At 71.6% G+C, this 8,869-nt stretch carries 9 protein-coding genes; 8 read left to right on the forward strand and 1 reads right to left on the reverse strand.

Annotation, left to right across the window (positions count from 1 at the left end):
• Window positions 1–91: 91 nt before the first annotated feature.
• Window positions 92–1,039 (reverse strand): LysR family transcriptional regulator, encoded by a 948-nt coding sequence (locus tag PKE44_RS10900; RefSeq protein ID WP_324550997.1) that lies wholly within the window; start codon window positions 1,037–1,039, stop codon window positions 92–94.
• Window positions 1,040–1,152: 113 nt separating this feature from the next.
• Here PKE44_RS10900 and uraD point away from each other — a divergent pair, with 113 nt between their 5' ends.
• The 8 genes from uraD to PKE44_RS10940 form a co-directional block, all read left to right on the forward strand.
• Window positions 1,153–2,037, forward strand: coding sequence for a 2-oxo-4-hydroxy-4-carboxy-5-ureidoimidazoline decarboxylase (uraD, locus tag PKE44_RS10905; RefSeq protein ID WP_324550999.1), 885 nt, complete (start codon window positions 1,153–1,155; stop codon window positions 2,035–2,037).
• Window positions 2,038–2,042: 5 nt separating this feature from the next.
• A complete protein-coding gene (locus PKE44_RS10910) occupies window positions 2,043–3,134 on the forward strand; it encodes an ABC transporter ATP-binding protein (RefSeq protein WP_324551001.1) in 1,092 nt (363 codons plus the stop codon).
• Between the two features lie 149 nt (window positions 3,135–3,283).
• Window positions 3,284–4,342: an extracellular solute-binding protein gene (locus PKE44_RS10915; protein ID WP_324551003.1), complete on the forward strand. Its 1,059-nt coding sequence runs from the start codon at window positions 3,284–3,286 to the stop codon at window positions 4,340–4,342.
• 2 nt (window positions 4,343–4,344) lie between these two features.
• Complete coding sequence (locus tag PKE44_RS10920) at window positions 4,345–5,178, forward strand: ABC transporter permease (RefSeq protein ID WP_324551005.1); 834 nt, start codon at window positions 4,345–4,347, stop codon at window positions 5,176–5,178.
• The gene (locus PKE44_RS10925; RefSeq protein ID WP_324551007.1) at window positions 5,171–6,022 is read left to right on the forward strand and encodes an ABC transporter permease; all 852 of its coding nucleotides are present in this window, start codon (window positions 5,171–5,173) and stop codon (window positions 6,020–6,022) included. Before PKE44_RS10920 ends, PKE44_RS10925 begins: the two co-directional genes overlap by 8 nt.
• An 18-nt stretch (window positions 6,023–6,040) precedes the next feature.
• On the forward strand, window positions 6,041–6,397 hold the full coding sequence (locus tag PKE44_RS10930) for a hydroxyisourate hydrolase (protein ID WP_324551011.1): 357 nt from the start codon (window positions 6,041–6,043) through the stop codon (window positions 6,395–6,397).
• Between the two features lie 41 nt (window positions 6,398–6,438).
• Entirely contained in the window at window positions 6,439–6,939 is a 501-nt protein-coding gene (locus PKE44_RS10935) for a nucleoside deaminase (RefSeq protein ID WP_324551013.1), read from the forward strand.
• 71 nt (window positions 6,940–7,010) lie between these two features.
• Window positions 7,011–8,869: 3-hydroxyacyl-CoA dehydrogenase/enoyl-CoA hydratase family protein (locus PKE44_RS10940; RefSeq protein WP_324551015.1), on the forward strand; the 1,859-nt coding region annotated here is incomplete at its 3' end.

Genomic DNA, 8,869 nt, shown 5'->3' on the forward strand with positions numbered 1-8,869 from the left:
CTCCTTCTCCGCCATTGACTGGCAAGAGCCGCCGGTTCCCCGCAGGGGACCGGCGGCTTTTTCATGGGCCGCAAATCAGCGCCGGCCCCGCTCAGCCGCCGCTGCCGGCCGCACGCCGTTGCCGCACGGCCTCCAGACAGCCCCGCAATTCCTCCGCCAGCAAATCCGCCACCAGCCGTCCGATGCGCGGCAAGGGCCGGCGGGCGCTGATTGCGATCGCGACCGTCTGCGGCTGCACGTTGCGGTCGGTCAGCGGGATGAAGCACAGACGCCCGGCGAGGATTTCGGGAGCGGCGTCGAGTTCCGAGGTCAGCGCGACGTGGCTGCCGGCGGCGGCGAGGTGCTTGACCAGCTGCAGCGAGTTGGTCTGCACCGGGGCCTCGCGTTCGGCGAACAGCCAGCCGTGGCGGCTCTCCAGGTAGCGGCGGATCGTCAGCGAGCGGTTCTGCGAGACGATCGGATATCCGGAGACCGCCTTCAGGCTGGTGTCGGGCTGGCCGGCGAGCGGGTGGCCGGGCGCGACGACGCAGCCGAGCGGCAGTTCGGCCTGCATGACCAGGTGCAGGTCGCGACCGGCCTTCAGGTTGAACGCGATCGCGAGGTCGGTCGTGCCGGCGATCAGCGCGGCCTCGGCCTGATCGGGGCTGACGATGTCGATCTCCAGCCGGATGCGCGGATGCTCGCGGTGCAGGCGTTCGAGGAACACCGGCATCAGGCCGTTGGCGTGGCTGTCCATCGCCGCGAGCCGCAGGCTGCCCTGATTGATGCCCTGCAGCTGGCGGATGTCGGTCAGCAGCCGGCTGGCATCGTGCTGCCAGCGCTTCGCCAGCGTCACCACCAGCTCGCCGGCGGCACTGAGGCGCATGCCGTCGGGCTGGCGCTCGAACAGCGGGGCGCCGAGCAGATCCTCCAGCAGCAGGATCTGGCGGTCGATCGCCGAGGCCGACAGGTTCAGCACGCGCGCGGCGGCCTGCACCGAACCGGCACGGGCGACGACCTCGGCATAGCGCAGCATCTTCGGCAGCAGGGACTGGGGCATCGCGTCCTCCCGTTCGAATTTATCGAACGCAGCCTTGCTTATTATCAGATGGACGGCAATGCCCGCCGAGCGCCAGAGTTGCGCCTGTCGCACTGCAACAGACGAGGCGCACGGTGGACATTCCGATTCCGGACCGCGACGCGGCCGCCCAGCTCGAAGCCCTGAATGCCTGCCCGGAGGACGCCTTCGTCGCGGCCCTCGGCGAGGTCGTCGAACACTCCCCGTGGGTCGTGCGCCGCGTCGCCGCGCTGCGGCCGTTCGCGTCGGTGTGGGCACTGCACGCGGCGCTCGCCGGTGTGCTGCGCGCCAGCGATGCCGACACGCGCACCGCGCTGCTGCAGCGTCATCCGGAACTGGCCGGGCGCGAGGCGGGCGAGGGCACGCTGACCGCGGATTCGAACCGCGAGCAGTCGCGCCTCGGCCTCGACCGCCTCAGTGCGGCCGAGCACGCCCGCCTGAGGGCGCTGAACACCGCCTACCGCGAGCGTTTCGGCTTTCCGTTCATCACGGCCGTGCGCCTGCACGCGGATCTCGCCTCGATCTTCGCCGAGGGCGAACGCCGGCTCGCGAACGCCGCGGCCACCGAGGCCGGGGTCGCGCTCACGCAGGTGGCCGAGGTCGTGCGCGGGCGGCTGGCGCAGCGCTTCGGGATCGCGCCGGGCTGGCTGAGCACGCATGTGCTCGACGCGGTCGCCGGCCTGCCGGCCGCCGGCGTGGCGCTGACGCTGTCGGTGCAGCACGCCGGAGGTTGGCGCCGGCTCGGCGGCTTCGAGACCGATGCCGAGGGCCGCTGCCCGCTGCTGCTCTGCGACGACGCGATGCGGGCCGGCACCTACCAGATCGAATTCCGCATCGGCGACTACTTCCGCAGCCGCGGTCACGACGGCGGTTTCCTCGACACGGTGCCGGTGCGTTTCGTCGTCTCCGATGCGGCCCTGCACTACCACGTGCCGCTGCTGTGCACGCCTGCCAGTTACACCACCTACCGGGGGAGCTGATCGCCATGAGCGGACAACGCGGACACGAGCTGCAGCTCGAAGCCATCACCCAGCGCTTCCACGACTTCGTGGCGGTGCGTGACATCAACCTGCGCATCGGTGCCGGCGAACTGGTGGCGCTGCTCGGGCCTTCGGGCTGCGGCAAGTCGACGCTGCTGCGGATCATCTCCGGCTTCATGCGCCAGACCGAGGGCCGGGTGCTGTTCGACGGCGAGCCGGTCGATCACCTGTCGCCGAGCCGGCGCGGCGTCGGCATCGTGTTCCAGAACTACGCGCTGTTCCCGCACCTGAGCATCCGCCAGAACATCGCCTACGGCCTCGAAGTGCAGGGCGTGGCGAAGGCGAAGCGCGATGCGCGCGTCGACGAGATGCTCGCGCTCGTGCACATGAGCGAGTTCGCCGGGCGCTTCCCGCGCCAGCTTTCGGGCGGCCAGCAGCAGCGCGTGGCGCTCGCGCGCTGCCTTGCCGTTGATCCGAAAATCCTGCTGCTCGACGAGCCCTTCGGGGCGCTCGACAAGAATCTGCGCCTCGACATGCAGATCGAGGTCAAGCGCCTGCAGCGCGAGTACGGCATCACCACCGTGCTCGTGACCCACGACCAGGAGGAGGCGCTGTCGATGGCCGATCGCGTCGCGGTCATGAGCCGCGGCCGCGTCGAGCAGATCGCCTCGCCGACCGATATCTACGACCGGCCCGCGACGCTGTTCGTGAACCAGTTCGTCGGCTCGACCAACGTGCTCGACGGCACGGTCAGCACGGCCGATGCCGACGGCAGCCCGGTCGTGGCGCTGGCCGGCGGCCGGCGCATCCGGGTCGCCAGCGATGCGCCGCTGACGGCCGGCAGCGCGGTGCGCGTCAGCATCCGCCCCGAGCACCTGCACCTGCACGCCGAGGCACCGGGCGCCGATGCGCTGCCCGGCGCGGTGCAGACGGCGCTGCCGCTCGGTGCGCTCGTCGTCTACGACCTCGCGCTCGAGGGCGGCGCGGCGCTGAAGGTCAGCGTGCCGCGTCAGCGCGGCGAGGCACTGCTTCCGGCCGGGGCGCAGGTCTGGGCCGCCCCGCAGCCATCGGCCGGCTACCGGGCGTTTCCGGCCTGAGGGCGCCGCCCTGCCGTCCGCAGCCATTTCCGGCTCCCCCGGCCCGGCGGCATCGCCCGCGCCGGAAGCGGGCATGAACCCTCCCTGACGACGTGCCGCGACGGGCGGTTTCCGCCCGCTTTCCCTTCCTGATACCGAGGCAGCAGACGATGAATGAGCGATTCCTGATGACCCGACGCGAACTGCTGATGGCCGGCGGTGCCCTGGCGCTGGGCGCGCTGCTGCCGGCGGGCCGGGCGCGTGCCGAGGCCGGCAAGCTGGTGGCGGCGACCTATCCCGGCACCTGGAGCGAGGCGCACCGCAACGTGCTGAAGCCGGCCTTCCAGAAGCGCGTCGATGCGGGCGTCACGCAGTCGATCATCCTCGGCACCGACCAGGTCGCGCGCCTCGCGGCCGCGAAGGGCCAGACGCCGCCGTTCGACGTGGCGATCTTCGATCCGCCGCAGGTGCTCGATGCCGTGCGCCAGGGCCTGATCGCCGAATACCCGGCCGCGCAGTCGCCGCACTACGCCGAGCTGCTGCCGGTGTATCAGGACCGCTGGGGGCCGAAGGTCTCGATGCAGGTCATCGGCCTTGCCTACAACCCGGAGCGGATCAAAACCCCGCCGAAGCGCTGGGACGATCTCTGGGATCCGCAGTACAGGGGCCGCGTCGGCATGACGGCGCTCAACAGCCAGCTGGGGCTGGCCTTCCTCGCCGAGCTGAACCGGCTGCGCGGTGGCAGCAGCAGCGACTTCGAACCGGCGTTCAGGGCATTGCGCGAGCTGCTGCCCGCGCTCGGCGCGGTGGCGGCGAACCTCGGCGCGTTCGCGACGCTGTGGCAGCAGGAGCAGATCGACATCGCGCCGTACAACTTCAACTTCGTGCAGACGCTGAAGGCCAAGGGCGTGCCGGTCGAGTTCGTCGTGCCCGAGACCGGCGCGGTCGCCTGGCACACGAGCCTGCACGTGGTCGCCGGCACGACGGTGCCGGAGCTGGCCGTGCAGTACATCGACACCCACCTCGATCCGCTCGTGCAGGCGGCGATGATGCAGCCGCCGTACGACGTGATCCCGACCAACGGCAAGGTGGCGCTCGCCGGCGCCGTGACGCAGTCGGTCGCGAAGACGCAGGACGCGCTCGCGGCGCTGCGTGGCGTCGACTGGGCGGTGCTGACCGAGCAGCGCAGCGCGCTGATCGAACGCTTCAACCGCGAGATCCGGGTCTGAGCATGGCCGCGCCCCGCGCCCCGCTGACCCTGCCGCTGACGGCGCTGTTCGCCGCCGGCTTCGTCGCGCCGCTGTGCGTGCTGCTGATGCTGTCGCTCGCTGCCGGCGATGACGGCAGCGCCGGCCTCACGCTCGCGCAGTACGCGCGCTTCCTCGGCGATCGCTTCAACCTGTCGGTCCTCGGCTCGACGCTGCTGCTCGGCGCCGAGGCGACGCTCGTATGCCTGCTGTTCGGCTTCCCGGTCGCGTGGGTCTGCGCGCGGGCCGGGGCGCGCTGGCAGAGCGTGCTGATCTTCCTCGTGGTGCTGCCGATCCTGACCAGCGTCGTCGTGCGCACCTTCTCGTGGATCGTGATCCTCGGGCGCCAGGGCCTGCTGAACCAGATCCTGCTCGGGCTCGGGCTGATCGATGCGCCGCTGAAGCTGCTGTATTCCGAGGCCGGCGTCGTGCTGGTGCTCGCGCAGGTGCAGATGCCGCTGATGGTGCTGCCGATCCTGACCGTGCTGTCGCGCCTCGACCCGAACCTCGCCGATGCCTCGCGTGCGCTCGGGGCCGGGGAATGGCGCACGCTCTGGCGCGTGACGCTGCCGCTGGTCATGCCCGGCATCATCGCCGGCTGCATCCTGAGCTTCGCCGCCAGCATCACCGCCTTCGTCACGCAGACGCTGATCGGCGGCGCGCGCCTGCTGTACCTGCCGCTGTTCATCTACCAGCAGGCGGTCGGTGCCAACGACTGGCCGTTTGCGGCGGCGGTGTCGGTGGTGTTCATGATCGCGGTGCTGCTGGTCGTGGTGCTGCTGAACGGTTTCGGCCGGAGGTACGAAAAGCATGTCTGAGCAAACCCTCGTCCTGCCGGCGCCGCCGCTGCCGCGCCGGGCCGCCCCGTCGTTCGAGGCCTGGTCGCTGAGATGCGTGTTCGGCGTGCTCGCGGCGCTGGCGCTGGTGTTCCTGGTCGCGCCGACGCTGGTGATCCTGCTGACCTCGTTCACGGCCACCGAATCGCTGCGCTTTCCGCCCGAAGGCTTCTCGCTGCGCTGGTACGCCGCGCTGCTCGATGCCGACCAGATGCAGGCCGCGGCCTGGAACAGCCTCGTGGTCGCGCTCTGGACGACCGTGCTGTGCGTGCTGCTCGGCACGCCGGCGGCGATCGCGATCGCGCGCAGCAAGAGCCCGTGGGTGCGCGCCTGCGACGTGCTGTTCATGTCGCCGCTGCTGCTGCCGGCGCTCGCCTTCGGCTTCGCGGCGCTGATCTTCATCCACCGGCTCGGGCTGCGGCCGGACCTGCCGCTGCTGGTGCTCGGGCACGTGATCGTCTGCACGCCGTTCGTGCTGCGCACGACGATCGCGGCCCTGACGCAGCTCGAACCCTCGCTGCTCGACGCCTCGCGCAGCCTCGGTGCCAGCGAATGGACGACGTTCCGGCGCGTGACGCTGCCGCTGATCGCCCGGGGCATCGGGGCCGGAGCCTTCCTCGCGTTCATGGCCTCGTTCGACAACGTGCCGGTGTCGCTCTTTCTCGCCGACGAGCGCACCGAGGTGCTGCCGATCCACCTGTGGCAGCAGATCGAGAACAACCTCGACGTGCGCACCGCCGCGGCCTCGGGCCTGATCGTGCTGCTGACGCTGACGCTGATGGTGATCGCCGAACGCACGGCCGGGCTGACCCGGCAGATGCGCTGAGCAGGGGGGACGGCCACGATGCCCGGTCTTTCGATCCATGTCGTCGATGTCGCCGGCGGGCGGGTTGCGCAGGGCATGCGCGTCGAAGTCCGCTACGCCGAAGGCGAGGGCTGCCTGCAGCCGCTCGCCGACGGTCCGGTCTCGGCCAGCGGCCTGCTGGAGGACGAACGCCTCGCCCGGCGCTTCGCGCCCGGTCGCGTGCAGGTGCGCTTCCACGTCGCGCACTGGTACCGGCAGGCCGGCAGCGTCCTGCCGCAGCCGCCGTTTCTCGACGTGGTCGTCTTCGATTTCGGCCTCGCCGATCCCGGGGCCCACTACCACCTGCCGTTCAAGTGCACGCCCTGGGGCTACTCGTGCTTCCGCGGCGGGGCATGAGTGCCGGCTGGCGACATATCTGCTCTGCGGAGGCGCAAACCATGCCCTACGACCCGAAGTTCATGCAGCGCGCGCTGGCCCTGAGTGCAACAAGCCTCGACACCCCCGGCACGCAGCCCTTCGGTGCCGTCGTCGTCCGGCACGGCGAGATCGTCGGCGAGGGCCTGAACCATGCCCTCGCGCGGCTCGATCCGACCGCGCACGGCGAGATCGAGGCTCTGCGCGACGCCTGCCGGCGGCTCGGGCGGCTCGATCTCGGCGACTGCGAGCTGTACACCAGCTGCGAGCCCTGCGCGCTGTGCGTCGCGGCGCTGCAGATGGCCGGCATCCGGCATCTGTATTACGCCGCCGGCCTGCGCGCCTGTACCGCGCTGTTCGAGCCGCTGGCCGCGACGCGCTGGCGCAACCTCGACACCGATGATCTGCGCGTGCAGAGCGGCCTGCCAGGCGGGGCGCGCCGGCTGCCGGACAGCCAGCACGAGGCCGACGCGGCGCTGCGCATCATTGCCGTCTGGGTCGATGCGCGCGTGGCCGTCCCCTGAAGAAGCCGCCGGCCGGCGCGACTACGCTTGCCGGCGCAGGGCGCGCTGATCGCGCCGCAGGGCCAAGCCGCATGACCGATACCCCCCGCCTGACCATCCGCCGTGCCGCCGTGCTCGGGGCCGGCGTCATGGGGGCGCAGATCGCTGCGCACCTCGCCAATGCCGACGTGCCGGTGCTGCTGTACGACCTCGCCGCCAGCGACGGCCCGCCCGAGGGCATCGCGCGCGCGGCGATCGCGAGGCTCGGCCGGCTGGAACCGGCGCCGCTCGCCACCCCCGGGCGCGCGGCGCACATCGAGCCGGCGAGCTACGCGCACGATCTCGCGCGCCTCGGCGACTGCGATCTGGTCATCGAGGCGATCGCCGAGAAGCTCGAATGGAAGACGGCGCTGTACGCGCAGGTCGCGCCGCATCTGCGGGCCGATGCGGTGTTCGCGTCGAACACCTCGGGGCTGTCGATCGCGACGCTGGCAGCGGCGCTGCCGGCGGGGCTGCGCGCGCGCTTCTGCGGCATGCACTTCTTCAATCCGCCGCGCTACCTGCCGCTGGTCGAGCTGATCCGGCATCCGGACACCGACCCGCAACTGCTCGATGCGCTCGAAACCTGGCTGACGAGCTGGCTCGGCAAGCACGTGCTGCGCGCGCCCGATACGCCGAACTTCATCGCCAACCGCGTCGGCGTGTTCTCGATGCTGGCGGTGCTGCAGCACACGCAGACCTTCGGGCTCGGGCTCGATGAGGTCGATGCGCTGACCGGACCGGCGATCGGCCGGCCGAAGAGCGCGACGTACCGCACCGCCGATGTGGTCGGGCTCGACACGCTCGCGCACGTCGTCGACACGCTGCGCTCGACGCTGCCGGAGGATCCGTGGCGGGCGAGCTTCACGCTGCCCGACTGGCTGCAGGCGCTGATCGCCCGCGGCGCGCTCGGCCAGAAGACCGGCGCCGGCATCTACCGCAAGGACGGCAGGACCATCCGCGTGCTCGATCCGGCGAGTGCGGACTACCGCGACAGCCGCGGCACGGTCGCCGCCGAGGTCGCAGCCATCCTCGCCGGGCGCGATCCGGTGGCGCGTTTCGCGGCGCTGCGGGCCAGCGCGCATCCGCAGGCGCGGTTTCTGTGGGCGATCTTCCGCGACCTGTTCCATTACTGCGCCGTGCATCTGGCCGACATCGCCGACAGCGCCCGCGACATCGACTGCGCGCTGCGCTGGGGCTTCGGCTGGGCGCTCGGGCCGTTCGAGACCTGGCAGGCGGCCGGCTGGCGCGCGGTCGCCGAGGCGATCGAGGCCGATCGCGTCGCCGGGCGAACCCTGTCGGACGCGCCGCTGCCGGCCTGGGTGCCGGCGCTCGAAGGCGTGCACACGCCGGCAGGTTCGTATTCGCCGCGCCGCGGGAGCTTCGTGCCGCGTTCGACGCTGGCGGTCTACGCCCGCCAGCTCTGCCCGGAGCGCCTGCTCGGCGAGGCCGCGCCCGAGGCCGGCGAGACGCTGTTCGAGAACGCCGGCGCACGCCTGTGGCGGCGGCCGGACATCGATGCGCGCATCGGCGTGCTGTCGTTCACGTCGAAGATGCACGCGCTGACCGAGCCGGTGCTCGCCGCGATCCACGCCGCGCTCGATCTCGCCGAGGCGCAGCTCGATGGCCTGGTGCTGTGGCAGCGGCCGCCGTTCGCGGTCGGGGCGGATCTCCGGCAGATGCGCGCCGAGGTCATGGCCGTCGAGGACGGTGGTGATCCGCAGCGGCTCGACGACATCGTCGCGTTTTTCCAGCGCACGGCGCTGCGCCTGAAGTACGCGCGCGTGCCGGTGGTCGCGGCGATCGACGGCCTCGCGCTCGGCGGCGGCTGCGAGTTCGCGATGCACGTCGCGCACCGCGTGTTCGCGCTCGAAGCGCCGATCGGGCTGGTCGAGGCCGGCGTCGGCCTGAT

Source organism: Plasticicumulans sp., from assembly GCF_035331805.1.
Taxonomy (GTDB): Bacteria; Pseudomonadota; Gammaproteobacteria; order Competibacterales; family Competibacteraceae; genus Plasticicumulans.

Coding starts and splice junctions, on each gene's coding strand:
- PKE44_RS10900 (WP_324550997.1), bottom strand. CDS start 1,039: ATGCCCCAGTCCCTGCTGCCGAAGATGCTGCGCTATGCCGAGGTCGTC.
- PKE44_RS10910 (WP_324551001.1), top strand. CDS start 2,043: ATGAGCGGACAACGCGGACACGAGCTGCAGCTCGAAGCCATCACCCAG.
- PKE44_RS10915 (WP_324551003.1), top strand. CDS start 3,284: ATGAATGAGCGATTCCTGATGACCCGACGCGAACTGCTGATGGCCGGC.
- PKE44_RS10920 (WP_324551005.1), top strand. CDS start 4,345: ATGGCCGCGCCCCGCGCCCCGCTGACCCTGCCGCTGACGGCGCTGTTC.
- PKE44_RS10925 (WP_324551007.1), top strand. CDS start 5,171: ATGTCTGAGCAAACCCTCGTCCTGCCGGCGCCGCCGCTGCCGCGCCGG.
- PKE44_RS10930 (WP_324551011.1), top strand. CDS start 6,041: ATGCCCGGTCTTTCGATCCATGTCGTCGATGTCGCCGGCGGGCGGGTT.
- PKE44_RS10935 (WP_324551013.1), top strand. CDS start 6,439: ATGCCCTACGACCCGAAGTTCATGCAGCGCGCGCTGGCCCTGAGTGCA.